This is a genomic window from Streptomyces sp. NPDC002730 (genome assembly GCF_042888805.1).
In the GTDB taxonomy this organism is placed as follows: Bacteria; Actinomycetota; Actinomycetes; order Streptomycetales; family Streptomycetaceae; genus Streptomyces.
Genome location: NZ_JBIAQG010000013.1, coordinates 247,695 through 271,525, shown reverse-complemented (window position 1 = coordinate 271,525; position 23,831 = coordinate 247,695). Strand labels below are relative to the sequence as shown.

Genomic DNA, 23,831 nt, shown 5'->3' with positions numbered 1-23,831 from the left:
CGCCGAATGGGGTGTCGGCCCGGCAAATCTCTGGATGAAGAACGCCGGGCCGACCGTTCTCTACTTCTTGAGGAGGCCCTTGGACTCGAGATAAGCCTTCGCCGCGTCCTGAGGCTTCGCGCGCTCGGCGTCCACCTTGCGGTTCAACTCGGCAAGATCCTCGGTCGTCAGCACCTTGGTGAGCTTGTCGAGCGCGTCGGCTATCTCCTTGGCGCCCGCGTCCTTGGCATTGACCACCGGAAGGACGTTGTCGGCGTTCTGGAGCTTCTTGTCGTCCTCCAGGAAGACCAGGCCGTCCAGCACCGCGTCCGTGGTGGTGGTCAGCACGAGCTGGTCGTCACCGTCCTTGACGGCCTGCTTGGACTGCGGGGTGCCGACTCCCTTGGGGTCGATGCCCGAGACGTCTATGCCGTACGTCTTCTTCAGACCCGGCGCGCAGAACGGCCGCACCTCGCACTCGTCGCCTGCCGCGATCTTCACCTTCAGCTTCGACTTCCCAAGATCGGAAAGCGTCTTGAGCTTGTTCTTCTCCGCGAATTCCTTGCTCACCGCGAAGGCGTTCTGGTCGACGGCGGCACCGGCGGGAAACACCTTGAGTCCGCGCGGCTCGGCGAGCTTCGTGAGCGCCGCCACGGTGGCGGTGACATCGCCGGATGCCACCGGCTTCTCGTCGGGCGCCTTCGGCCCGTTCGCCTTCGCGTTGAGGAATTCGGCGACCGTCGCGGCGTATTCCGGTACGACGTCGATCTCACCCTTCTCCAGCGAGGGTTCGTACAGCTCACGGTTTTTCACCGTGGTGACGGACGTCTTGTAGCCGGCGTCGGCCAGGATCTGCGCATACAGCTCGGCGAGCACCTTGGACTCGGTGAAGGACGCGGCACCGATGACGAGCGCGCCCTTCTTGCCCGCCCCGCCGCCCGATTCGGAGCCGCCCTTCTCCTTCTCCAGGCTGTCGCCACCGCATGCGGCGAGAGAACCCGTCAGGGCCACCACACCGAGAATTGCGCCCGCGATGCGCGAGGTCTTGCTCATCAGGTTCTCCGTCCACAGCAAAGGGTTGGGCGTCGTCACACGGACGACACGGACGACACGGTCTTACGGAGGGGGCTCAGCAGCCGGTCGGCCGCCACCAGAACCCCTTCCACCAGCAGCGCGAGCAGCGCCGCGAGGAGCGCGCCCGCGACGACCTGCGGGGTGTTGTAGGTGTTGAAGCCGGCGGTGATGATCCGGCCCAGGCCGCCCTGGCCCACCATCGAAGCGATGGTGGCCGTGGCCACCACCTGGACTGCGGCCGACCTCAGGCCGGTCATGAGCAGCGGGTAGGCGAGGGGAAGTTCGACGCGCAGGAAGAGCTGGCCGCCGGACATCCCCATCCCGCGTGCTGCCTCCACCACCGCCCGGTCGACTTCCCGCATACCGACGTAGGCGTTGGTCAGCAGCGGGGGCACGGCGAACAGCACCAGGGCGATGATCGTCGGCAGATAACCGGCGCTGCGCAGCGGTGTGAGCATGAAGAGGGCGAGGACCGCGAAGACCGGGATCGCCCGGCCCGCGTTGGAGATGTTGACCGCGAGTGCGCCTCCCTTGCCGAGGTGCCCCAGCCAGAGTGCGACGGGCAGGGCGATCGCGCAGGCCAGTGCGAGGGACACCCCGCTGACGTACACATGCTCGCCCAGGCGGTGCCAGGCACCGCTCTCCCCCGACCAGTTGGAGCCGGTGGTGAGCCAGGTCCACGCGTCGGCCACTACCCCCATCAGCCCGTCCCCTTCGCCGTGCCCACCCGGTTCGCCGGACGTATTCGCCTCGCCGGACGTATTCGCCTCGCCGGGCGTAGGCGGGTCCAGGGCGTCAGCAGCCGCTGTGCGCCGAGCAGCAGCAGATCGGCGACGGCCGCCAGCAGCACACAGAGCACGGATGCGGTCAGCACCTGCGCCTTGAAGGTGGTCTGCACGCCGTCGTCGATGAGATTGCCGAGACCGCCCTTGCCGACCAGCGCGCCGACCGTCGTCAGCGCGATTGTCGAAACGGTCGCGATGCGAAGGCCCGCCATCAACGCGGGCAGCGCGAGGGGAAGTTCGACCTCCCAGAGCAGCCGGCCCGATCCGTACCCCATGCCGCGCGCGGCCTCCCGCGCCTCGTCGGGCACCGCGTCGAGTCCGGCCATGATGTTCCGTACGAGGATGGTGAGCGAGTACAGCACCAGGCCGGTCACCACCAGCGCCGCCGACAGCCCGAAGACCGGCAGCAGCAGAGAGAACATCGCCAGCGACGGGATGGTGTAGAGCAGCGTCGTGAGTCCGAGGACCGGGCCCGCGAACCGCGGTTTGGCGCGGGCGAGCAGCGCCAGCGGAAATGCGACGGCGAGACCGATCAGAACCGACACCACGGTGATCCAGACATGCTGAACCGTGGCATCGGTCAATTCCTGGCTGCGGGTGCGGAGGTACTCCCCGCAGATCCAGTCATTGGCCGCCAGACAGCTCTGCGCAGCCTGCTGCGTACTCATGCCCCCACCTCCCCAGCAGTGCCGAACGTATGTCTGGCGACCATATCCCTGACCACTGACAATCGCCGAGGGCCGCCACATTGCAGCAACATGGCCTTCACACAACACCCGTCACAATGGGGAACCATGATCCGTTTCGAGCACGTCACCAAGCGGTACCCGGACGGGACGACAGCGGTCGACGACCTGTCGTTCGAGGTCGCCGAGGGCGAACTGGTCACGCTCGTCGGACCGTCCGGCTGCGGAAAGACCACGACCATGAAGATGGTCAATCGCCTTATCGAGCCCAGCAACGGCCGGATATTCCTGGACGGGGACGACATATCCGCCATCGATCCGGTTCAACTGCGGCGCCGTATCGGCTATGTGATCCAGCAGGTCGGTCTTTTCCCGCACAAAACGGTCCTGGAGAACACCGCGACCGTTCCCCATCTCCTCGGCTGGAAGCGCGGCAAGGGCCGTGAGCGCGCCGCCGAACTCCTCGACCTGGTCGGCCTCGACCCGTCCGTCTACGGTGACCGCTACCCCGAGCAGCTCTCCGGCGGTCAGCGCCAGCGCGTCGGCGTGGCCCGGGCGCTGGCGGCCGACCCGCCCGTACTGCTGATGGACGAGCCGTTCGGCGCGGTGGACCCGGTGGTGCGCGAGCATCTGCAGAACGAGTTCCTGAGGCTCCAGTCCCAGGTCCGTAAGACCGTGCTCTTCGTCACCCATGACATCGAGGAGGCCGTCCGCCTCGGTGACCGTATCGCCGTCTACGGACAGGGTCGCATCGAGCAGTTCGACGCACCGGCCGCGGTGCTCGGCACCCCCGCCAACCCGTATGTCGCGGACTTCGTCGGCGCCGACCGCGGCCTCAAGCGCCTCTCGGTCACCCCTATCGAGGAGGGCGATCTGGAGCAGCCGCCGGTCGTCCACCTCGACGACCCGCTGCCCCGGAAGCTCGGCTCCCGCTGGGCCGTCGTCCTGGACGCCGAGGACAATCTGCACGGCTGGATCTCGGCCGAGCAGACCGCCGCGTCGGGATCCGTACGCGAACGCGCCCGCCGGATGGAGGCGTGGCTGCCGGTCGGCGCCTCGCTCAAGCAGGCGTTCTCCACCATGCTCCAGCACGACGCGGGCTGGATCGCGGTCATCGACAAGGAGGAGACCGGGCGCTTCCTCGGCGTCCTCACGCCGGCCCGGCTGCACGAGGCGCTGCGCCGCTCCATCGACGCGGACGCGCAGGACATCCCGCGTACCCAAGTCGCGCTGGAAACGATCGAAACGGTGAAGACGCCCTGAGCCCCACGACGGTCTGAGCCCCGCGAGGCAGTCGGCCCTGCGAGTCGCTCGGCCCCGCGAAACGCCGAGGCCTACGAAGCGCTGAGCCTGCCGCTGATCCAGGTCAGCGCCGGCGGAATCTCGCGCCGCCAGGTGTTGAAGTTGTGCCCGCCGCTGTCGAGCGTGATCGACGAGACGCGCGCGGGCGACTTCACCTTCTTTATGAAGGCCAGCGTCGCCTTGAGGTTGGCCTCGCCCGCCTTCGAAGTCGTAACCAGGAAGGACGACTTCCCCTGCGGCAGGTGGTCCAGGCTCCACAGCAGATTGGCCCGGCTCTTCTGCTTCTTGCTGCCGTGGAAGAGGTCACCGGTCGTCGGGTCGTCGGCGGCCTTGTAGTACGCGGAGAGGCCCGCGCTCGCCCCGAACTGCTCCGGGTGGTGCATCGCGATCTTCAGGGCGCAGTATCCACCGGTGGAATTCCCCATGAAGCCCCAGTTCTGCGGTTTGGTCCCGACCCGGTACGTCTCCGAGATCGCCTTCGGCAGATCCTTGGCGAAGAAGGTCTCGGTCTGCGGCCCGCCCGGTATGTCCACGCACTCGGTGTCCCGCGGCGGCGCGACGGTCGGCCGCATCATCACCAGGATCATCGGCTGCATCTTGCCGTCCTTGGCCTGCATGAAGGCCGTCCTCGGGTACTTCAGGCCCTTGAGCAGGTTCTCCGCGGTTCCCGGATATCCGGTCAGCACGATGGATGCCGGAAATGTTCTCTTCTCGTATTTGGCCTGGAAATACTCCGGCGGCAGATAGACATACGCCGGGCTGTCGATCTTCGACTTCTCGCCCACCACGACGATCTTCTGTATCTGACCGCCCGTCGCGGGCCGCGAGCCGCCCGGCACATCCAGCGTCTGCTTGCCGACGACCTTGACGCGCTTGCCGGAGGCCGAGTGGTCCACCACCACTCCCATGTCCTGTTCCTGGCCGAAGAGGTCCGACCAGGAGCCGTAGAAGAGGAAGGAGTTGTTGGCCGCGAGGCCAACGGCGGAGAAGAGCGCGAGCTGAGTCGCCAGCAGCAGCCCGATCCTGCCCGTCACGGCACGCCATCCGCGACGCGAGAGCCGCGGCCAGAGCCAGACGGTGGCGGCGAACAGCAGCACGGCCACCATGATCGCCAAGGCCAGGACTTTGTTACTGGTCAGACCCATGAGTCGCGTGAGCTTTCTTCCTTGAGAATTTCCTGTGAATGAGTGAACCCGCCTCCCGGAAGTCCCGTCCTAGAGAGAGCAAATCGTCCGGAGCCACACACCTGAGGCTCGGGACACAGGATCTCTCGCGGAATCACGGGAAGCGATGTCTGCAACGGTAGATGGGGACAAATCAGGATTGGTTCCGGATCGGGTGCGTCGCATATTGCGCGGCCCCCGCCCGGAGGCGGTCCCTGCGCTGGTCGGCACGGCCTCCACGCTCGTCGGCCTGATCGACGTTGCCGCCGGGGTCTTCCCCCGATTCCGGCACAGTCGGATGCACTCGATCGCCGAGGTGCTGCCGGGATCCACCGGCCCCTTCGCCGCGGCGCTCTCGCTCTGCGCCGGCGTACTGCTGCTGCTGCTCGCCCACGGGCTCAAGCGCCACAAGCGCCGCGCCTGGCGGGCCGCGGTGATCCTGCTGCCCGTCGGGGCGGTGGGGCAGTTCGTCTACCGCCACTCGGTGATCGGCGCGCTGGTCTCGCTGGTGCTGCTGACGCTGCTGCTGCGCCACCGGAGTGAATTCGCCGCGCTGCCCGACCCGCGCAGCCGCTGGAAGGCGCTCGCCAACTTCATCCTCATGGGCGCCGGTTCCCTCGGCCTCGGCCTGGTCATCGTCAGCGTGCACCCCGGCAACGAGGTTGGCAGCCCCAGCCTCACCGACCGCCTGGAGCACGTCCTGTTCGGGCTCTTCGGCTTCGAGGGTCCCGTCGACTACGCCGACGGGGTGTCCTGGACGGTCGGCTACTCCCTCGGTGCGCTCGGTCTGCTGACCGCCGTCACCACCATCTATCTCGCCTTCCGCCCCGAGCACCCGGCCGCGCGCCTCACCGAGGACGACGAGCGCCGGCTGCGCGACCTGCTCACCCGGCACGGCAGGCGGGACTCGCTGGGGCACTTCGCGCTCCGCCGCGACAAGGCCGTTGTCTTCTCGCCGAGCGGCAAGGCCGCGGTCACCTACCGCGTGGTCTCCGGCGTCATGCTCGCCAGCGGCGACCCGATCGGCGATGTCGAGGCCTGGCCCGGCGCCATCGAGCGCTTCATGGACGAGGCCAAGGCGCACTCCTGGACCCCGGCTGTGATGGGCTGCTCGGAGACCGGCGGCGAGGTCTGGACCCGGGAGACCGGTCTGGACGCGCTGGAGCTGGGTGACGAGGCGGTGGTGGACGTCGCGGATTTCTCCCTCACCGGGCGCGCGATGCGCAACGTACGCCAGATGGTGAAGCGCATCGAGCGCAATGGCTACGAAACCCGGGTACGGCGCGCTCGTGACCTCTCCGACGAGGAGCTGGAGGCGATCCGCCTGGCCGCGGCGGCCTGGCGCGGCACCGACACCGAGCGCGGCTTCTCGATGGCACTGGGCCGGATAGGCGACCCGGCCGACGGCGACGCCGTGATCGCCACGGCGCACAAGGAGGACCCCGATTCTCCGTACGGCGACCTCAAGGCGATCATCCACTTCGTCCCGTGGGGTGCGGACGGGATGTCCCTGGAACTGATGCGCCGCGACCGCTCGGCCGACCCGGGCATGAACGAACTGCTGATCGTCGCGGCGCTGCAGGCCTCGCCGGGGCTGAAGATCGAGCGCGTCTCGCTCAACTTCGCGATGTTCCGCTCGGCGCTGGCGCGCGGCGAGAAGATCGGCGCGGGCCCGGTGCTCCGGATGTGGCGCGGCCTGCTGGTCTTCCTGTCCCGCTGGTTCCAGATCGAGTCGCTGTACAAGTTCAACGCAAAGTTCCAGCCGCGCTGGGAGCCGCGCTTCGTGGTCTTCCGCAACACGCGTGACCTGCCGCGTATCGGCTTCGCCGCGATGCAGGCGGAGGGCTTTGTGAACGTCGCGCTCCCCCGCCTCTTCCCGCGCCGCCGCCCGGCCCGCCAGCCGCGCCCCTGCGCACACATGACCGTCAAGGCGGAACACGAGGTCCGCGCGGCGTGACAGCCGAGCCCTTGGCTGTGGGGTATCCCGTACCCCCACAGCCGAGGGCGGGCGGGTGCGGCTGACCCTCCCGGGCCCACCGGCGTGACCTCCGCCCCGCCCGGCGGGCCTAGGCTGGGCGTATGAGTACGTTGCGTGGACGGGGCACGGCCGACGGCCTGCCGGAGTGGGATCGCTGTGCGGTCATGGGAGTCGTCAATGTGACGCCCGACTCCTTCTCCGACGGCGGCCGCTGGTTCAACACCACGGCCGCGGTCAAGCGTGGCCTCGACCTCGTCACCGAGGGCGCCGACCTCGTCGACGTCGGCGGTGAGTCCACCAGGCCCGGCGCCAGCCGGGTCGACGAGGACGAGGAGCTGCGGCGGGTCGTGCCCGTCGTACGCGGCCTGGCGGCCGAAGGCGTCACCGTCTCCGTGGACACCATGCGCGCCACCGTCGCCGAGCAGGCCGTCGCGGCCGGCGCGGTGCTCGTCAACGACGTGAGCGGCGGCCTCGCCGACCCCCGTATGGTCCCGGCGGTCGCCGCGACCGGCGTCCCCTTCGTGGTCATGCACTGGCGCGGCTTCAGCCAGGACATGAACAGCCGTGCCGTATACGGAGACGTCGTCGCCGAGGTCGTCGCCGAGCTGCGCGAGCGTATGGAGGCCGTCGTCGCGGGCGGCATCCCGCCCGAACGCCTCGTCATCGACCCCGGCCTCGGCTTCGCCAAGCAGGCCGAGCACGACCTCGCCCTCGTCGCCCACCTCTCCGAACTGCGCGCGCTGGGCCGCCCCGTGCTGGTCGCCGCCTCCCGCAAGCGGTTCCTCGGCCACGTACTGGCGAAGGAGGGCGCAGCGCCGCCGGCCCGGGAGCGCGACGCCGCCACGGCCGCGGTCTCCGCGATCGCGGCGCACGAGGGCGCGTGGGCGGTACGGGTCCATGAAGTACGAGCGACGGCCGACGCCGTCCGAGTCGCGCGGGCCGTCGAGGCCGCCCGGTGAGCCGTACCGACGTAGAACTGGTCGAAGAGGCCAACACCGCGTTCTACGAGACGATGGAGCGCGGAGACTTCGAGGAGCTCTCCGGGCTGTGGCTCGAGGACGACATCTCGTGCATCCATCCCGGATGGCCGGTGCTCTCGGGCCGCGGCGAGGTGCTCCGCTCGTACGCGCTGATCATGGCGAACACCGAGTACATCCAGTTCTTCCTCACCGATGTGACGGTGAGCCTGGCCGGCGACACCGCGCTGGTGACCTGTACCGAGAACATCCTCAGCGGCGGCCCGGCCGAGGAGAGCGGCGCGCTCGGACCGCTCGTCGGGCAGCTCGTCGTGGCCACCAATGTGTTCCGCCGCACATCGGACGGATGGAAGATGTGGTCACACCACGGTTCACCCGTCCTGACGGAAAGCGACGACGAAGAGGACAACGAGACCCCCTCGTAAGTGGGTAGGCGCACTTTTGGGGGTTGGAAATCCGGGTCCCGGGTAGGGCGGCTACCAGCCTCGCGGCATGCCCGTCCACAACCCGTGGGCGAGCACTGTCGGTGCTCGCAGGTAGATTCGAATCTGGACACCGAGCCGCCCGCACGTGGCTGTGTGCCCGCAAGACCAACGACAGCAGGAGTGATTCGCGTGGATCGTGTCGCGCTGCGCGGCCTCAAGGCCCGCGGGCACCATGGCGTCTTCCCCCGGGAGCGCGAGGAGGGGCAGACCTTCATCGTGGATCTGGTGCTGAGCCTCGACACCCGCCCCGCGGCGGTCAGCGACGACCTGGCGAAGACGGTGCACTACGGCATTGTCGCGGAGGAGGTCGTCGCGGTCGTCGAGGGCGAGCCCGTCGACCTCATCGAGACGCTGGCCGAGCGGATCGCCCAACAGTGCCTCAAGCACGACGGCGTGGAGGAGGTCGAGGTGGTCGTGCACAAGCCGGACGCCCCGATCACCGTGCCCTTCGACGACGTGACCATCACGATCACCCGGAGCCGAGTATGACCGTATCTTCGTCGTTCCCTTCGGACTGGACGCAGAGCGACCCGACCGTGCAGCCGGTGCCCGCCTCCGTGGTGGAACAGGTCGACGCGGCCGATGTCACACTGTCCAATCCGAAACGGGCCGTGATCTCTCTCGGATCCAACCTGGGCAACCGCCTGGAGACGCTTCAGGGCGCGATCGACGCGCTCGAGGACACGCCCGGCCTGCGGGTCAAGGCGGTCTCTCCGGTGTACGAGACGGAGCCGTGGGGCGTCGCGCCCGGCAGCCAGCCCTCGTACTTCAACGCGGTGGTCGTGATCAAGACCACACTGCCCCCGTCCTCCCTGCTGGAGCGCGGCCAGGCCATCGAAGAGGCCTTCGAGCGGGTCCGTGAGGAGCGCTGGGGCCCACGCACGATCGACGTCGACATCGTGGCGTACGCGGATGTCGTCTCGGACGACCCGATTCTCACCCTTCCCCACCCGCGGGCCCATCAGCGCGCCTTTGTGCTCGCCCCGTGGCGCGACGTCGAGCCGGAGGCCCAGCTGCCGGGCCGCGGCCCGGTTGTTGAACTGCTGGCCGGAATCGGCCAGGACGGTGTGCTTGCCCGGGCCGACCTGGAACTCCGTCTGCCCGAGTAGTCGTTAGGCTCTTCGGATCCGTACGGCACACGACAAACAGATGAGGGGCGCTGGGTGAAGCAACTGCGGCTCGGGGTACTGGCCGGTCTCTTCATCGTGGCCGGAGTACTGAGCTGGGGCGGCGCCCGGCTCTGGGAATCGTTCGGCACACTGCCGAGCGTGCCGCTGGCCGCGCCGATCGTGCTGGCGGTGATCGCGGTCGTCCTCACCGCGACCGCGCTCTCGCTCCGCGCCCGCCTGAAGGCTCAGCGCGAGCGGCGCCCCGGCGCGAAGGGCGTGGAGCCGCTGATGGCGGCGCGCGCGGTGGTCTTCGGCCAGGCGAGCGCACTGGTGGCGGCGCTGGTCTGCGGGATGTACGGCGGCACGGGCGTGTTCCTGCTGGGCTCCCTCGACATCCCGGCCCGCCGGGACCAGGCGATCTACGCGGGCTTCTCGGTGGTGGCGGGCATCGGCGTGATCGCGGCGGCGTTCTTCTTGGAGCGGGTCTGCAAACTCCCGGAGGACGACGACGAAAACGCGGCCCCGGTGTAAGCGGCGCGCATAGCCCGTACCCCATCGCGATCCCCCTTGATCACCGATCAACTCCGCTGATCAAGGACCGGATCGGGCACCACCGACAATCCAGCTATCGCGCCAGTATCAGGCTCATCGCCTCGGAGCGCGTGGTGGAGTCACGCAGCTGGCCGCGCACCGCCGACGTGGTCGTCTTGGCGCCGGGCTTGCGGATGCCTCGGACCGACATGCACATGTGCTCCGCCTCGATGACCACGATCGCGCCACGCGCCTCGAGGATGCGCATCAGCGAGTCCGCGATCTGCGTGGTGAGTCGCTCCTGCACCTGCGGCCGACGGGCAAACACGTCGACGAGGCGGGCCAGCTTCGACAGGCCCGTGATCTTGCCCGTGTCGGCCGGGATGTAGCCGACGTGGGCAACTCCATGGAACGGCAGCAGGTGATGTTCGCACAGAGATACGATTTCAATGTCCTTCACCAGGACCATCTCGTCGTGCCCCAGGTCGAACGTCGTCGTCAGGACCTCTTCGGGCTCCTGCCACAGGCCGGCCAGGAGCTCCCTGTACGCGCGCGCCACGCGGCCCGGCGTCTCTCGCAGGCCCTCGCGGTCCGGGTCTTCCCCGACCGCGATGAGGAGCTCGCGTACGGCGTTCTCGGCCCGCTTCTCGTCGAATTCGCCGATCGTGCCTTCGCCGTCCAGCGTCACCGGGTCGGTCATCTGTGCCTCGTTCCTGTGCTTTCGCGTGCGTGCATACAAGAATGCCGCGCCCCCCAGGCTAAAACCTGGGGGGCGCGGCATTCATTCCGGGCCCCGTGTGACCGGAGCGACGGCAGGGTCAGCCTTCCGGACGCTCCTCCGGGACCGCCTCGACGGCCGGAGCGGCATCCGTCGGCTGCGCGCCGTTGGAGCCGTTGGAGCCGACGGCGCCGTTGGTCAGCGCCAGCTCCTTCGGCGAGAGCACCGGTGGCCGCGTGGACGGCGTACGCCGCGAGGAGCCGGTCCACGCAGGGCGGGCCGGGCGCCGCACGATGGGCGCGAAGATCTCGGCGATCTGCTCCTTGCCGAGAGTCTCCTTCTCCAGCAGCTGGAGGACCAGGTTGTCGAGAACGTCGCGGTTCTCGACGAGGATCTCCCAGGCCTCGTTGTGCGCGGTCTCGATGAGCTTCTTGACCTCTTCGTCGACCAGCGCGGCGACCTCTTCCGAGTAGTCGCGCTGGTGACCCATCTCACGGCCCAGGAACGGCTCGGTGTTGTCGCCACCGAACTTGATCGCGCCCAGCCGCTCGGTCATGCCGTACTGCGTGACCATCGCACGGGCGGTGGTCGTGGCCTTCTCGATGTCGTTGGCCGCACCGGTGGTCGGGTCGTGGAAGACGAGCTCCTCGGCCGCGCGCCCGCCCAGCATGTACGCCAGTTGATCGAGCATTTCGTTGCGCGTGGTGGAGTACTTGTCCTCGTCCGGCAGGACCATGGTGTAGCCGAGCGCGCGGCCACGGGAGAGGATCGTGATCTTGTGGACCGGGTCGGAGTTCGGTGAGGCCGCCGCGACCAGGGCGTGACCGCCCTCGTGGTACGCGGTGATCTTCTTTTCCTTGTCCGACATGATCCGGGTCCGCTTCTGCGGGCCCGCCACGACGCGGTCGATCGCCTCGTCCAGGGCGTGGTTGTCGACCAGCTTCTTGTCGCCGCGTGCGGTGAGCAGCGCGGCTTCGTTCAGCACGTTCGACAGGTCCGCGCCGGTGAAGCCGGGCGTACGACGGGCGACAGCGCCCAGGTCGACGTCCGGGGCGACCGGCTTGCCCTTCTGGTGAACCTTGAGGATCTCCAGACGGCCTTGCATATCGGGACGGTCTACGGCGATCTGCCGGTCGAACCGGCCCGGGCGCAGCAGCGCCGGGTCGAGGATGTCCGGCCGGTTGGTGGCGGCGATCAGGATGACGCCGCCCTTCACGTCGAAGCCGTCCATCTCGACGAGCAGCTGGTTCAGCGTCTGCTCGCGCTCGTCGTGGCCACCGCCGAGACCCGCACCGCGGTGCCGGCCGACGGCGTCGATCTCGTCGACGAAGACGATCGCCGGGGCGTTCGCCTTGGCCTGCTCGAAGAGGTCACGCACTCGGGAGGCACCGACGCCGACGAACATCTCGACGAAGTCGGAACCCGAGATCGAGTAGAAGGGGACGCCCGCCTCGCCCGCGACGGCGCGAGCGAGCAGCGTCTTGCCCGTACCGGGCGGGCCGTACAGCAGCACACCCTTCGGGATCTTGGCGCCGACCGCCTGGAACTTGGCCGGCTCCTGCAGGAACTCCTTGATCTCGTGGAGCTCCTCGACGGCCTCGTCGGCCCCCGCCACATCGGCGAAGGTCGTCTTCGGAGTGTCCTTGGTGATCAGCTTGGCCTTGGACTTCCCGAAGTTCATGACTCGGGAGCCGCCGCCCTGCATCTGATTCATCAGGAACAGGAAGACCACGACGATCAGGACGAAGGGCAGCAGCGAGAGCAGCACCGAGACGAACGGGCTCTGCTTCGACGGCGAGACGGTGTAACCCTTCCCGATGTCGCCCGCTTCGTACTTCTTCTGCAGAGTGGTCGCAAGATCAGCACCCTGGGTGCCGATATAGCTGGCCTGGATCTTGTCGCTGCCCTTGACCTTCTGGCCGTCCTTCAGATCCACCTTGATGATCTGTTCGTCGCCGGTGGTCAGCTTGACCTGGTCGACCTGGTTCTTGTCGATCGCCTGGACGACCTCGCCAGTGTCCACCGTCTTGTAGCCGCCGGACGAGCCGACGACCTGCATCAACACGACCACGGCGAGGACGGCCAGCACGATCCACATGACCGGCCCACGGAAGTATCGCTTCACGTCCATCCATACGGAGCGAAATCGCCCCGTCCCTCCTGCCCGTAGGTAAATGCTGCTGTGAGAAAAGACTGTTCTTCGGACGGTACCCCAGCATCGTCACCGCGACCGCACGGTACGGCTGACAAACCCGCCCTCCCATGCTCCAACGGCGAGAAGGGGGCTGAGGTTCCCGGCGGGGTCAGCCGCCGTAGACGTGCGGCGCGAGTGTGCCGACGAATGGCAGATTGCGGTACTTCTCTGCGTAATCCAGCCCATACCCGATAACGAACTCATTCGGGATGTCGAAGCCGATCCACTTCACGTCGATCGCCACCTTTGCGGCATCCGGCTTACGCAGCAGAGTGCAGACCTCGAGCGAGGCCGGCTCGCGCGAACCGAGGTTCGACAACAGCCACGAGAGCGTGAGGCCGGAGTCGATGATGTCCTCGACGATGAGGACGTGCTTGCCCTTGATGTCGGTGTCCAGGTCCTTGAGGATCCGGACCACGCCCGAGGACTGGGTGCCCGCGCCGTAGGACGACACCGCCATCCAGTCCATCGTGACGGGGGTGGACAGCGCACGCGCCAGGTCCGCCATCACCATCACGGCGCCCTTGAGGACACCGACGATGAGCAGGTCCTTGCCCGCGTACTCCGCGTCGATCTTCGCAGCCAGTTCAGCCAGCTTCGCGTCGATCTCTTCCTTGGTGATGAGCACCGACTGGAGGTCGATGCCCATGTCCTTCTCGTTCACCCGGGTCACTTTCGTTGTGCATTCGCTGCAGCTGCGTCAGCCTTGCCGGATGACCAGTCTGCCACCCTGCCGCCGCGCCTCGACGCGCCCCGGCAGATTGATGGCTCCCTGACCGCGCCAGCTCGTGATCAGCCGGTCGACTTCCTCGACGTGCCGGGCGAAGAGCGAACCGGCCGGCGCACCGGCCTCGATGGCGGCCCGGCGCAGCACCCGGCGGCGGACGGCGGGCGGCAGCGCGTAGAGCTTCGCGCACTCGAGCCGCCCGGCGTCGTCGCGTACGGAGGAGTCCACGTCGGCGGCCCAGGTGTCCAGGGCGTCCGCATCGTCGCGGGAGAGCTGAGCGGTACGGGCCAGGGCCTCGACGACGCCCTTGCCGAGCGCCTTCTCCAGGGCGGGCAGGCCCTCGTGGCGCAGCCGCGAGCGGGTGTAGGCCGGGTCGGCGTTGTGCGGGTCGTCCCAGACGGGCAGCGACTGGACCATGCAGGCCTTGCGGGCGGTCTGCCGGTCGAGCTGGAGGAAGGGGCGACGGTAACGGCCCGCCGCCCCCGAGACGGCCGCCATTCCGGAGAGCGAACGGATGCCGGAGCCGCGGGCGAGGCCCAGCAGGACGGTTTCAGCTTGATCATCGCGGGTGTGGCCGAGCAGAACGGCCGCGGCGCCGTGGCACTCTGCGGCGTCGTCGAGGGCGGCGTAGCGGGCATCGCGGGCCGCGGCCTCGGGGCCGCCCTCGCGGCCGACTCGTACGGCGATGGCTTCGACGGGGTCGAGCTGCATCGCGGTGAGCCGTGCGGCGACTTCGGCGGCGCGGAGGTCGGAGCCGTCCTGGAGGCCGTGGTCGACGGTGATGCCGCCGGCCCGGACGGAGAGTTTGCGGGCCTCGAAGGCGAGGGCGGAGGCGAGGGCCATGGAGTCGGCGCCGCCTGAGCACGCCACAAGGACGAGCGGCTGCTCGCCTGAGGGCGCGGTGTGGAGGGGGGAGGTCGCGGAGGAGGAGTGCGCGGGAGCCGCGTGGCCCACGGAGCGCGAGACACGTTCGCAGTGTTCGGTGAGTACGTCGTGGAGTACGCGGCGGACCGCCAGGCGTATCGCCGCGACCGCAGGATGGGGACCCATGTCCGGTGCCCTTCGTGAAAGTTGGGGGGTGCCTCGGTCGGAGTCGGGACGGAAGATTCAGTCACTCAGAGTGCGTTGATGGTGACAGAACCGGGCCGATACCCGAGCATTGCACGCCTACCCATTGCCTACGGTCCCTCGGATGGGTGATTAGGGGGGCGTCCTTCTGCCGTCGGACGCCTCCCGCTCACGACTCTGTTTTACGGTGCACCCTCGCGACCCAGTCCGCCGGTTTGGCGATCTCCGCCTTGGTGGGGAGGGTGTTCGGGGACGTCCAGACCCGGTTGAATCCATCCATACCGACCTCATCGACCACGGAGCGAACAAAGCGCTCGCCGTCGCGGTACTGACGCAGCTTGGCGTCGAGCCCCAGGAGCTTGCGCAACGCCTGGTCGAGACGGCTCGCGCCACGGGCCCTGCGCTGCTGGAACTTCTCCCGGATCTCGGCGACGGACGGCACGACATCAGGTCCGACGCCGTCCATCACGAAGTCCGCATGGCCTTCCAGCAGCGACATCACGGCGGTCAGCCGACTGAGGATCTCGCGCTGGGCGGGGGTCTGCACCAGCTCGACGATGGAGCGGCCGCCCTCGTCCTCCTCGCCCTCGGGGCGGGCGCCGGAGAGCGACTGGGCGGCCTCCCGGAACCGCTCCAGAACGGTCATCGGGTCGACCTCGGTCTCGCCGAGAAATGACTGGATCTCGCCCTCGAGATGGTCCCGAAGCCACGGCACGCCGGTGAACTGCGTGCGGTGGGTCTCCTCGTGCAGGCAGACCCAGAGCCTGAAGTCGTGCGGTTCGACCTCGAGTTCACGCTCGACATGGACGATGTTCGGGGCGACAAGGAGCAGCCGCCCGCCACCGTCCTGACCGGCGGGCAGCTCGCGGGTGGCGGGGGCGAAGGTCTCGTACTGTCCGAGGACCCGCGAGGCCAGGAACGACAGCAGCATGCCCAGCTCGACGCCGGTCACCTTGCCGCCGACCGCGCCGACCAGTGCGCCTCCCGGGCTGCCGGAGCGGCGCTCCTGCATCTTGTCCAGCAGCGGCTTCAGCAGCTCGCGGAAGCCCGCGACGTTCGCCTTGACCCAGCCCGCCCGGTCCACGACGAGGACGGGGGTGTCCTGCGGCTCATGGCCTTCGGGGATCATCCGGGTGAAGGCCCGCACATGCTCTTCAGAGGATTTGGCATGCCTGCGCAGCTCGGCGACGACGGCACGCGCCTCGTCCCGGCTCACGTCGGGGCCCGGCCGCACGAAGCGGGTTGCGGTCGCCACAGCGAGGTTCCAGTCGACCATCTCGACACCACCGATGCTCGTCATGCGTCAACCGTACGTTGTCGGCTCCGGCGGCGGTCAGGTGTTGGAACCGGCCGATTCGCCGGGTACGTCACGAAGCCAGTGCGGCGGCCAGCCGGTCCAGAGCGGGCTGGGCGGCCTCCGCGGACGGGGTGCTCCCTGCCAGGAAAGCGAAGGCGAGGAGGCGTCCGTCCGGGGCGACGACCGTGCCTGCCAGGGCGTTGACGCCCCTCAGGGTGCCGGTCTTGGCGCGCACCAGGCCGGTGCCGGGCGAGGTGGCGCCGTAGCGGGTCTGCAGCGTGCCGCTGAAGCCGGCGACCGGGAGGCCGGTCAGGACCGGGCGCAATTCGGGGTGGGCCGGGTCGGCGGCGCGGGTCAGCAGCGCGGTCAGCAGGCTCGCGGAGAGTTTGTCGTCGCGGCTCAGACCGCTGCCGTCGGCGAAGTGCGCGCCGGTCAACGGGAGCTTCAGTTTGGCGAGTTGCTTGGTGACGGCACGCGCGGCCCCGTCGAAGCTCACCTCCTCGCCCGTCGCGATCGCGGTCTGGCGGGCAAGTGCTTCGGCGATGTCGTTGTCGCTGTTGGTCAGCGCCCGCTCGACCAGCGCCGAGAGCGGTCCGGAGAGGACCTTGGCGAGAGGGACCGAACCGGCGGCGGGCCGGCCGGAAGCGGGCTCCGCGGAGGTGTTGATGCCGCGCTCGGACAGCAGGCGCCCGAAGGCGCGGGCCGCGTCACCCGCCGGGTCCCCGGTGCGCCCGGCGTTGCCGGTGGTCCTGTCGTCGATCCGGCCCTCGCCGACCATCAGCGCGCTGACCTGGGCGATGTTCCCGTTGGGGCCGATGGGGTGCTGCCCGGGGCCCGCGTAGAGCGAAGTGTCGTACGTGAGGCGGACCGTGGTGGTCCCACGGTCGCGCAGGGCACGTGCCGTCCGGTCGGCGAGCCTGCCCAGACCGGCCCTGTCGAGGCTCGCGTCGCCGCCGCCGACCAAGGTGAGCGTCTTGCCGTCCTTGGACGCGACGACCGTGGTGGGGATGCGGTGGTCGGGGCCGAGCGCCGACAGCGCCGCGACCGAGGTGGCGATCTTGATGGTGGAGGCCGGTGTCATCGGATCCGCGGCCCCCTTCCCGTACAGCTGCCTGCCGGTCGCCACATCAACGACCGAGGCCGTATGGACCGCTCCGAGGCCGGGGTCGCCGAGGAGCGGCGCGAGCAGCTTCGCGAGCCCGGCGGGTGCGGTCGCCGGGGCCGTCGCGGGCGCGGTCGCCGGAGCGCCGAGCGCGGCGAGCACTCCGGGGGCGCTGGGCGCGGGCGCCGGCCGCTTCGGCCTGCGGACCTCGTGATGTGCGCCACCCGCGTCGCTCTGGGCAGCCACCCGCTGCCTCTCGGCCTTACGCTGGCCGGAGTCCCAAGGACCGGCCGCGGCCACCGCCCCGGCAGCGAGGGCGAGGCCGACCACGGCGGCGCCCGCAGCGAACTGCCACGTCCTGACCTCTGGCACCTCGCACCAGCCCCTTTCGCGATCACACACCTGCGTGAGGGACACTTAACCACCAGACGTATGTGTTGATCATGGAGGAGCCACCCGTGGAGTTCGACGTCACCATCGAGATCCCGAAGGGTTCGCGGAACAAGTACGAGGTGGACCACGAGACCGGTCGGATCCGCCTGGACCGTCGACTCTTCACCTCGACCAGCTACCCGGCCGACTACGGCTTCGTCGAGAACACTCTCGGCGAGGACGGCGACCCGCTGGACGCGCTGGTCATCCTTGACGAGCCGACCTTCCCCGGCTGCCTCATCAAGTGCCGCGCCATCGGAATGTTCCGGATGACGGACGAGGCAGGCGGCGACGACAAGCTGCTGTGCGTGCCGGCCTCCGACCCGCGAGTGGAGCACCTGCGCGACATCCACCACGTGTCCGAGTTCGACCGCCTGGAGATCCAGCACTTCTTCGAGGTCTACAAGGACCTGGAGCCCGGCAAGTCCGTCGAGGGTGCGAACTGGGTCGGCCGCACCGAGGCCGAGGCGGAGATCGAGGCCTCCTACAAGCGCCTCGAGGCGCAGGGCGGGGCTCACTGAGCTCCCGCTGGACGGGCTCACTGAGCCGGCGCTGAGCGCGTACTGATACGCCGCTGAGCTGCTCGTACGGGCGGTACACCCTCCGGGGTGTACCGCCCGTCGTTCGTGTGGCCAGGTGTCCGTGCCCATACTGAGCTGACACGGCGACACGAGAGGGAGCGAGGACAGCACGTGGTGGCGGAGCCGGAGGGTCCGGAAGACCGGAAGCCTCAGTCCGACGAGGCGCACAGCGCCTTCACCCCACCGGCGGGGGTGGGACAGCCGGAAGCGCCCGAGGAGGACCATCCATCCTCGGAGTTCGCCGTTCCGGCCGGGATCGGCACCGAAGCTCCGGCCGAGCCGGAGGGTTCTGCCTTCGCCCCGCCCCGCACCTACAGCGCCAAGGACTCACCGCCCGCCTTCACCCCCGCGCACGGCGTCCCCGCGGTCCGGCTCACCAAGGACGGGCCCTGGCAGGACCGGATGCGGGCGATGCTGCGGATGCCGGTGGGCGAACGGCCGGTTCCCGAGGCGGTGCAGAAGCACGACGAGGGCGGTCCCGCCGTTCCCCGCGTGCTGGACCTGACGCTCCGTATCGGCGAACTGCTGCTCGCGGGAGGCGAGGGCGCGGAGGACGTCGAGGCCGCCATGTTCGCCATCTCGCGTTCGTACGGCCTGGACCGCTGCGAGCCGACCGTCACCTTCACCCTGCTGTCGATCACGTACCAGCCCTCGCTGGTCGACGATCCGGTGACGGCGAACCGGACGGTGCGGCGGCGTGGCACCGACTACACCCGGCTGGCGGCCGTCTACCGCCTCGTCCACGACATCAGCTCCGAGGAGATGGAGATCTCCCTGGAGGAGGCCTACCGGCGGCTTGCGGAGATCCGGCGTAACCGGCACCCGTATCCGGGCTGGGCGCTCACCGCGTCCGGCGGTCTGCTGGCCGGCGCGGCATCCGTGCTGGTCGGCGGTGATGTGGTGGTGTTCCTGGCGGCGGCGATCGGCGCGGTGCTCGGCGACCGGCTGGCCTGGCTGTGCGCGGGACGCGGGCTGCCGGAGTTCTACCAGTTCGTCGTCGCGGCCATGCCGCCGGCCGCGATGGGTGTTGCCCTGACGCTCTCGCCGCTGGAGGTACGCGCCTCCGCGGTGATCACCGGTGGACTCTTCGCGCTGATCCCGGGAAGGGCTCTCGTCGCCGGTGTGCAGGACGGTCTGACGGGCTTCTACATCACCGCGGCCGCCCGGCTGCTCGAGGTCGGCTATCTCGTCGTCGGCATCGTCGTCGGCGTGCTGATGGTGCTCTATCTGGGCGTCGCGCTGGACGCGGGCCTCAACCCGGAGACCGCCATCCACAGCGTGGAGCGGCCGGAGATCCAGACGCTGGCGGCGATGGCGCTGTCGCTCTGCTTCGCCGTACTGCTGCAGCAGGAGCGCAACACAGTGCTGCTGGCGGCGCTCAACGGTGGAGTGGCCTGGGTGGTGTACGGGGCGCTGGCGGACACCGCGGGTGCACCGCCGGTCGCCGCGACGGCCGTCGCGGCCGGTCTGGTGGGCCTGTTCGGGCAGATGCTCTCGCGCTACCGGTTCGCGTCCGCGCTGCCGTACGTCACCGCTGCGATCGGGCCGCTGCTGCCGGGTAGCGCGACGTACTTCGGGCTGCTGGAGATTGCCAGGAACGACCTCAACGCGGGCCTCGCCTCACTGTCCAAGGCGGCGGCGCTGGCGCTGGCCATCGCGATCGGGGTGAACCTGGGTGGGGAGATCTCCCGGCTGTTCCTGCGGGTACCGGTCACCGAGGGGCCGGCCGGGCGCCGCGCGGCCAAGCGGACACGCGGCTTCTAGACCTCCGGCGGGAACTTCGGGACCCGCCGGCGGAACTGCTGGACCCTCCGGAGGGAACTGCCGGACCTTCCCGGCGGGAAGGGGTCAGCGCTTGGCGTGGCGGCCGCGCTGGGCCGACGGCACCTCGGCGGCCGGTCCGGCAGCGGCGGCTTCCTTCTTGTTCTTGGAGCGGGCCCGCAGGAACTCGATCCCGATCGGGACGACCGAGAGCAGCACGATCAGGATCAGCATCGCTTCGATGTTCTTGTGGACGAACTCGACGTTGCCGAGCGCGGCGCCGAGCAGGGTGACACCCGCGCCCCAGAGCGTGCCGCCGATGATGTTGAAGGTGATGAACGAGCGGTAGTTCATCCGGCTCACACCGGCGATGATCGGCGTGAAGGTCCGCACGATGGGCACGAAGCGGGCCAGCACCAGCGACTTGGGGCCGTACTTCTCGAAGAATTCGTGCGCCTTCTCCACGTTCTCCTGCTTGAAGAGCTTGGAGTCGGGGCGCTTGAAGAGAGAGGGGCCGACCTTTCGGCCGAAGAGATAGCCGACTTGGTCACCGACGACCGCGGCAAGCACCACCAAGGCGCACACCGCCCACAGCGGAAGGCTGTTCAGGCTCCCGGTCGTCACCAGCAGGCCGGTGGTGAACAGCAGCGAGTCACCTGGCAGGAAGAAGCCGATGAGCAGGCCGGACTCGGCGAAGACGATGACCAGGACACCGATGAGGCCGAAAGTCCCGATCAGATAGTCCGGGTCCAGCCAGCTCGGTCCGAGCGCAAGGGTGGTCACGAGGTCCGGGCTCCTGAGTCGATAGTCGGTCGATCGGCGATCGGCGTGGTCGGCCGCCCAAAGGTATCAACGCCTTCGGGCACCTCCACGTTCCATCTGCCTGTTCAGGATGCACTGTGCGCGGACTGGGACAAAGCTGTGCGTCACAAGCCCCGGACGGCAGCGGTACGGAAGGTGGACGCAGATGGGTATCGAGGATTACGGCGGCGGACAGGGCCTGCAGTCCGACGTGCTGGTCGTCACCACGAACGACGTACCCGGATTCCAGGTGCAGAAGGTCATCGGCGAGGTATTCGGTCTGACGGTGCGCTCGCGGCATCTGGGCAGCCAGATCGGCGCGGGCCTCAAGTCGATGATCGGCGGCGAGCTGAAGGGGCTGACCAAGACCTTGGTCGAGACCCGCAACCAGGCGATGGAGCGGCTCGTCGAGCAGGCGCGGTCGCGCGGCGCGAACGCGGTGCTGATGTTCCGCTTCGATGTGACGGAAGCGGCGGATGTGGGCACGGAGGTCTGTGCATACGGTACGGCGGTGATCCTGGCCCGTACCTGAGCCCTGGAGGGACCCGAATCCGGACCGGACGGGCCCGAATCCGGACCAGGAATCACCCACCTACAGGAATCACTCAGCTGTTGCGCACCGCGTTGGCGAGGATCGCGTCACGCAGATGGACGGCGAGACCGGGCCGGGTGGAGTCGTAGAAGGCGCGGAACCGTTCGTCCGACACATACATCTCGCCGAGGCACGTGTGGAACTCGTAGGTGCACTCGTAGAACCACTTGGTGATGTGCTGCCGGTGCTCCTCGGCCAGGTCCATGGCCCGCTCACCGGTCGACGGCTCGCCGTCCGCCATCAGGGCGTCGTAGCGCGCGCCCCAGTCGGCCACCTCGGCCTGCATGCGCTTCCAGTCGTCCTTGGTGTAGCCCGCGGCCCGCCGCTGCGACTCGGCGTAGGCCGCGGTGCCGCCCCAGCGCTGCTCGGCCTCCTCCGCGTACTGCTCGGGGTCCTTGTCCCCGAAGACCTCGAACCTCTCCTCGGGCGTGAGGTTGATGCCCATCTTCTTCGCCTCCATGGCTTGTTCGACGGCGGCGGCCATCTGCTGCAACTTGGTGATCCGGGCGGACAGCAGCTCGTGCTGCCGGCGCAGGTGTTCCTGCGGGTCCGCATCCGGGTCGTCGAGCAGCGCCGCGACCTCCTCGAGCGGGAAGCCGAGCTCCCGGTAGAACAGGATCTGCTGCAGCCGGTCGAGGTCGGCGTCGTCGTAACGCCGGTGGCCCGCAGTGCTGCGGCCGCTCGGGGAGAGCAGTCCGATCTCGTCGTAGTGATGCAGTGTGCGCACCGTCACTCCGGCGAAACCGGCGACCTGTCCCACGGAGTAGCCCATCGCTTTCCGCTCCCTTCGTTTCTCGGTACGCGCCTCAGCCTGAGTCCTCACGTCACGTGAGGTGCAAGCCCAAAAGTGCGACGCAGCCTCATCGCCGCCCGACGAGCTATCAGTCCGCTTTGTCCGTATCCTCGCGCTTGAACTCAGCGCGGCACGTGAACTCATCGCGCGAGAACTCATACGGACCGATGAACTCATACGGACCGAGGAAGGCAGAGCGACGGATGCCACTCCACAAGGGCGCAAGCGACTCCCCCGACGAGCAGGAGCGGCGCCGGCTCGCGCTCAACCCGTTCTTCGGGGAGGCCGACCCGGTCAGTGGAATGACCCTGGCCCCGCCCAGGCACCGGCTTCCCGACGGTCCGATGCCGCCGTCGACCGCGTACCGGCTGGTCCATGACGAGCTGATGCTCGACGGCAACTCCCGGCTCAACCTCGCCACCTTCGTCACCACCTGGATGGAGCCGCAGGCCGGGGTGCTGATGGGAGAGTGCCGGGACAAGAACATGATCGACAAGGACGAGTATCCCCGCACGGCCGAACTGGAGCGGCGCTGTGTGGCCATGCTCGCCGACCTCTGGTGCGCCCCGGACCCCGGTGCCGTGGTCGGCTGCTCGACCACCGGCTCCAGCGAGGCCTGCATGCTCGCCGGGATGGCCCTCAAGCGCCGCTGGACGCAGCGCAACAGCGACCGCTACCCCGCCACCGCCCGGCCGAATCTCGTCATGGGCATCAACGTCCAGGTCTGCTGGGACAAGTTCTGCAACTTCTGGGAGGTCGAGCCGCGGCTCGTGCCCATGGAGGGCGACCGCTTCCACCTCGACCCGCAGGCCGCCGCCGATCTCTGCGACGAGAACACCATCGGCGTCGTGACCGTGCTCGGCTCGACCTTCGACGGGTCGTACGAACCGGTCGCCGAGGTCTGCGCGGCCCTGGACGCCCTCCAGGAGCGCACCGGCCTGGACATCCCCGTCCATGTCGACGGCGCGTCCGGCGCGATGATCGCGCCCTTCATCGACGAGGAGCTGGTCTGGGACTTCCGGCTGCCGCGGGTCTCCTCCATCAACACCTCCGGGCACAAGTACGGCCTGGTCTATCCCGGCGTCGGCTGGGCGCTGTGGCGCTCGTCAGCCGAGCTGCCCGAGGAGCTGGTCTTCCGGGTCAACTATCTGGGCGGCGACATGCCCACCTTCGCCCTCAACTTCTCCCGGCCCGGCGCGCAGGTCGTGGCGCAGTACTACACGTTCCTGCGGCTGGGGCGCGAGGGTTACCGGGCCGTCCAGCAGACGACCCGCGATGTCGCCCTCGGGCTCGCGGACGAGATCGCGGCCCTGGGTGATTTCCAACTCCTCACCCGTGGCGACCAGTTGCCCGTGTTCGCCCTGACCACCGCACCGGACGTGCAGAACTTCGATGTCTTCGACGTCTCGCGACGGCTGCGCGAGCACGGCTGGCTGGTGCCCGCGTACACCTTCCCGGCGAACCGCGAGGATCTCTCGGTGCTGCGGATGGTTTGCCGCAACGGCTTCTCGGCCGACCTCAGCGAGCTGCTGCTCGAAGACCTGCGGACGCTGATGCCGGAACTGCGCCGCCAGCCCCACCCCATGAGCAAGTACACGGCGGCGGCGACAGCCTTCCACCACTGACTTCCGCCGGTTTTGGTGTCAGCGGCCGAGCCGGCCGGGCGACGCGCCCAGGTCCACGACGGGACGAAGGT

Annotated in this window: 23 protein-coding genes; 11 read left to right on the top strand and 12 right to left on the bottom strand. The window is 68.8% G+C overall.

Going from position 1 to position 23,831, the window contains the following annotated elements; all coding sequences use genetic code 11:
- Nucleotides 1-60: 60 nt before the first annotated feature.
- The 3 genes from ACFYXH_RS31185 to ACFYXH_RS31175 are packed head-to-tail and all read right to left on the bottom strand — an operon-like array spanning nucleotide 61 to nucleotide 2,506.
- A complete protein-coding gene (locus ACFYXH_RS31185; RefSeq protein WP_389569901.1) occupies nucleotides 61-1,032 on the bottom strand; it encodes an ABC transporter substrate-binding protein in 972 nt (323 codons plus the stop codon).
- Nucleotides 1,033-1,067: 35 nt separating this feature from the next.
- The gene (locus tag ACFYXH_RS31180) at nucleotides 1,068-1,754 is read right to left on the bottom strand and encodes an ABC transporter permease (protein WP_389569898.1); all 687 of its coding nucleotides are present in this window, start codon (nucleotides 1,752-1,754) and stop codon (nucleotides 1,068-1,070) included.
- Entirely contained in the window at nucleotides 1,754-2,506 is a 753-nt protein-coding gene (locus tag ACFYXH_RS31175; RefSeq protein WP_389569895.1) for an ABC transporter permease, read from the bottom strand. Before ACFYXH_RS31175 ends, ACFYXH_RS31180 begins: the two co-directional genes overlap by 1 nt.
- A 126-nt stretch (nucleotides 2,507-2,632) precedes the next feature.
- Between ACFYXH_RS31175 and ACFYXH_RS31170 the strand changes: the two genes are divergently transcribed.
- Nucleotides 2,633-3,787: an ABC transporter ATP-binding protein gene (locus ACFYXH_RS31170; RefSeq protein ID WP_389569892.1), complete on the top strand. Its 1,155-nt coding sequence runs from the start codon at nucleotides 2,633-2,635 to the stop codon at nucleotides 3,785-3,787.
- 71 nt (nucleotides 3,788-3,858) lie between these two features.
- Here ACFYXH_RS31170 and ACFYXH_RS31165 read toward each other — a convergent pair whose 3' ends face one another.
- Nucleotides 3,859-4,971, bottom strand: coding sequence for an alpha/beta hydrolase (locus ACFYXH_RS31165; protein ID WP_389569889.1), 1,113 nt, complete (start codon nucleotides 4,969-4,971; stop codon nucleotides 3,859-3,861).
- Between the two features lie 145 nt (nucleotides 4,972-5,116).
- On the opposite strand from ACFYXH_RS31165, the gene ACFYXH_RS31160 reads away from it, so the two are divergent.
- The 6 genes from ACFYXH_RS31160 to ACFYXH_RS31135 all read left to right on the top strand — a co-directional run bounded on the left by ACFYXH_RS31160 (nucleotide 5,117) and on the right by ACFYXH_RS31135 (nucleotide 10,069).
- On the top strand, nucleotides 5,117-6,946 hold the full coding sequence (locus tag ACFYXH_RS31160; RefSeq protein ID WP_389569886.1) for a phosphatidylglycerol lysyltransferase domain-containing protein: 1,830 nt from the start codon (nucleotides 5,117-5,119) through the stop codon (nucleotides 6,944-6,946).
- Nucleotides 6,947-7,068: 122 nt separating this feature from the next.
- Nucleotides 7,069-7,926, top strand: a complete 858-nt coding sequence (folP, locus tag ACFYXH_RS31155) for a dihydropteroate synthase (protein ID WP_389569884.1) — start codon at nucleotides 7,069-7,071, stop codon at nucleotides 7,924-7,926.
- Nucleotides 7,923-8,369, top strand: coding sequence for a nuclear transport factor 2 family protein (locus ACFYXH_RS31150; RefSeq protein WP_327325269.1), 447 nt, complete (start codon nucleotides 7,923-7,925; stop codon nucleotides 8,367-8,369). The genes folP and ACFYXH_RS31150 overlap by 4 nt, the downstream gene beginning before the upstream one ends.
- Nucleotides 8,370-8,558: 189 nt before the next feature.
- Nucleotides 8,559-8,918: a dihydroneopterin aldolase gene (gene folB, locus ACFYXH_RS31145; protein WP_327325268.1), complete on the top strand. Its 360-nt coding sequence runs from the start codon at nucleotides 8,559-8,561 to the stop codon at nucleotides 8,916-8,918.
- Complete coding sequence (gene folK / locus ACFYXH_RS31140) at nucleotides 8,915-9,538, top strand: 2-amino-4-hydroxy-6-hydroxymethyldihydropteridine diphosphokinase (protein ID WP_389569880.1); 624 nt, start codon at nucleotides 8,915-8,917, stop codon at nucleotides 9,536-9,538. The genes folB and folK overlap by 4 nt, the downstream gene beginning before the upstream one ends.
- 54 nt (nucleotides 9,539-9,592) lie before the next feature.
- Nucleotides 9,593-10,069 (top strand): DUF3180 domain-containing protein, encoded by a 477-nt coding sequence (locus tag ACFYXH_RS31135; protein ID WP_389569877.1) that lies wholly within the window; start codon nucleotides 9,593-9,595, stop codon nucleotides 10,067-10,069.
- Nucleotides 10,070-10,163: 94 nt separating this feature from the next.
- Here ACFYXH_RS31135 and folE read toward each other — a convergent pair whose 3' ends face one another.
- The 6 genes from folE to dacB form a co-directional block, all read right to left on the bottom strand.
- Nucleotides 10,164-10,769, bottom strand: a complete 606-nt coding sequence (folE, locus tag ACFYXH_RS31130) for a GTP cyclohydrolase I FolE (RefSeq protein WP_327325265.1) — start codon at nucleotides 10,767-10,769, stop codon at nucleotides 10,164-10,166.
- A gap of 118 nt (nucleotides 10,770-10,887) precedes the next feature.
- Nucleotides 10,888-12,918 carry an ATP-dependent zinc metalloprotease FtsH gene (gene ftsH / locus ACFYXH_RS31125; protein ID WP_389569874.1) on the bottom strand — a complete coding sequence of 677 codons (2,031 nt, stop codon included), beginning with the start codon at nucleotides 12,916-12,918 and terminating at the stop codon, nucleotides 10,888-10,890.
- Between the two features lie 172 nt (nucleotides 12,919-13,090).
- A complete protein-coding gene (gene hpt / locus ACFYXH_RS31120; protein WP_389570051.1) occupies nucleotides 13,091-13,630 on the bottom strand; it encodes a hypoxanthine phosphoribosyltransferase in 540 nt (179 codons plus the stop codon).
- Between the two features lie 51 nt (nucleotides 13,631-13,681).
- Nucleotides 13,682-14,758 carry a tRNA lysidine(34) synthetase TilS gene (tilS, locus tag ACFYXH_RS31115; RefSeq protein ID WP_389569872.1) on the bottom strand — a complete coding sequence of 359 codons (1,077 nt, stop codon included), beginning with the start codon at nucleotides 14,756-14,758 and terminating at the stop codon, nucleotides 13,682-13,684.
- A gap of 187 nt (nucleotides 14,759-14,945) precedes the next feature.
- A complete protein-coding gene (locus ACFYXH_RS31110; protein ID WP_389569870.1) occupies nucleotides 14,946-16,076 on the bottom strand; it encodes a zinc-dependent metalloprotease in 1,131 nt (376 codons plus the stop codon).
- A gap of 67 nt (nucleotides 16,077-16,143) precedes the next feature.
- Entirely contained in the window at nucleotides 16,144-17,547 is a 1,404-nt protein-coding gene (gene dacB, locus ACFYXH_RS31105) for a D-alanyl-D-alanine carboxypeptidase/D-alanyl-D-alanine-endopeptidase (RefSeq protein WP_389569867.1), read from the bottom strand.
- A gap of 86 nt (nucleotides 17,548-17,633) precedes the next feature.
- Here dacB and ACFYXH_RS31100 point away from each other — a divergent pair, with 86 nt between their 5' ends.
- Both ACFYXH_RS31100 and ACFYXH_RS31095 read left to right on the top strand, forming a co-directional pair.
- Nucleotides 17,634-18,128: an inorganic diphosphatase gene (locus ACFYXH_RS31100; RefSeq protein ID WP_108151010.1), complete on the top strand. Its 495-nt coding sequence runs from the start codon at nucleotides 17,634-17,636 to the stop codon at nucleotides 18,126-18,128.
- 171 nt (nucleotides 18,129-18,299) lie between these two features.
- Nucleotides 18,300-19,952 (top strand): threonine/serine exporter ThrE family protein, encoded by a 1,653-nt coding sequence (locus ACFYXH_RS31095; protein WP_389569864.1) that lies wholly within the window; start codon nucleotides 18,300-18,302, stop codon nucleotides 19,950-19,952.
- A gap of 84 nt (nucleotides 19,953-20,036) precedes the next feature.
- On the opposite strand, the gene ACFYXH_RS31090 is transcribed toward ACFYXH_RS31095, so the two are convergent.
- Entirely contained in the window at nucleotides 20,037-20,732 is a 696-nt protein-coding gene (locus tag ACFYXH_RS31090; protein WP_389569860.1) for a DedA family protein, read from the bottom strand.
- Nucleotides 20,733-20,916: 184 nt separating this feature from the next.
- On the opposite strand from ACFYXH_RS31090, the gene ACFYXH_RS31085 reads away from it, so the two are divergent.
- Nucleotides 20,917-21,282 (top strand): YbjQ family protein, encoded by a 366-nt coding sequence (locus ACFYXH_RS31085; protein ID WP_389569857.1) that lies wholly within the window; start codon nucleotides 20,917-20,919, stop codon nucleotides 21,280-21,282.
- 73 nt (nucleotides 21,283-21,355) lie between these two features.
- Here ACFYXH_RS31085 and ACFYXH_RS31080 read toward each other — a convergent pair whose 3' ends face one another.
- Nucleotides 21,356-22,114, bottom strand: a complete 759-nt coding sequence (locus ACFYXH_RS31080; protein WP_389569855.1) for a MerR family transcriptional regulator — start codon at nucleotides 22,112-22,114, stop codon at nucleotides 21,356-21,358.
- Nucleotides 22,115-22,338: 224 nt separating this feature from the next.
- Between ACFYXH_RS31080 and ACFYXH_RS31075 the strand changes: the two genes are divergently transcribed.
- On the top strand, nucleotides 22,339-23,760 hold the full coding sequence (locus ACFYXH_RS31075) for a glutamate decarboxylase (RefSeq protein WP_389569852.1): 1,422 nt from the start codon (nucleotides 22,339-22,341) through the stop codon (nucleotides 23,758-23,760).
- The last annotated feature ends 71 nt before the right edge of the window (nucleotides 23,761-23,831 follow it).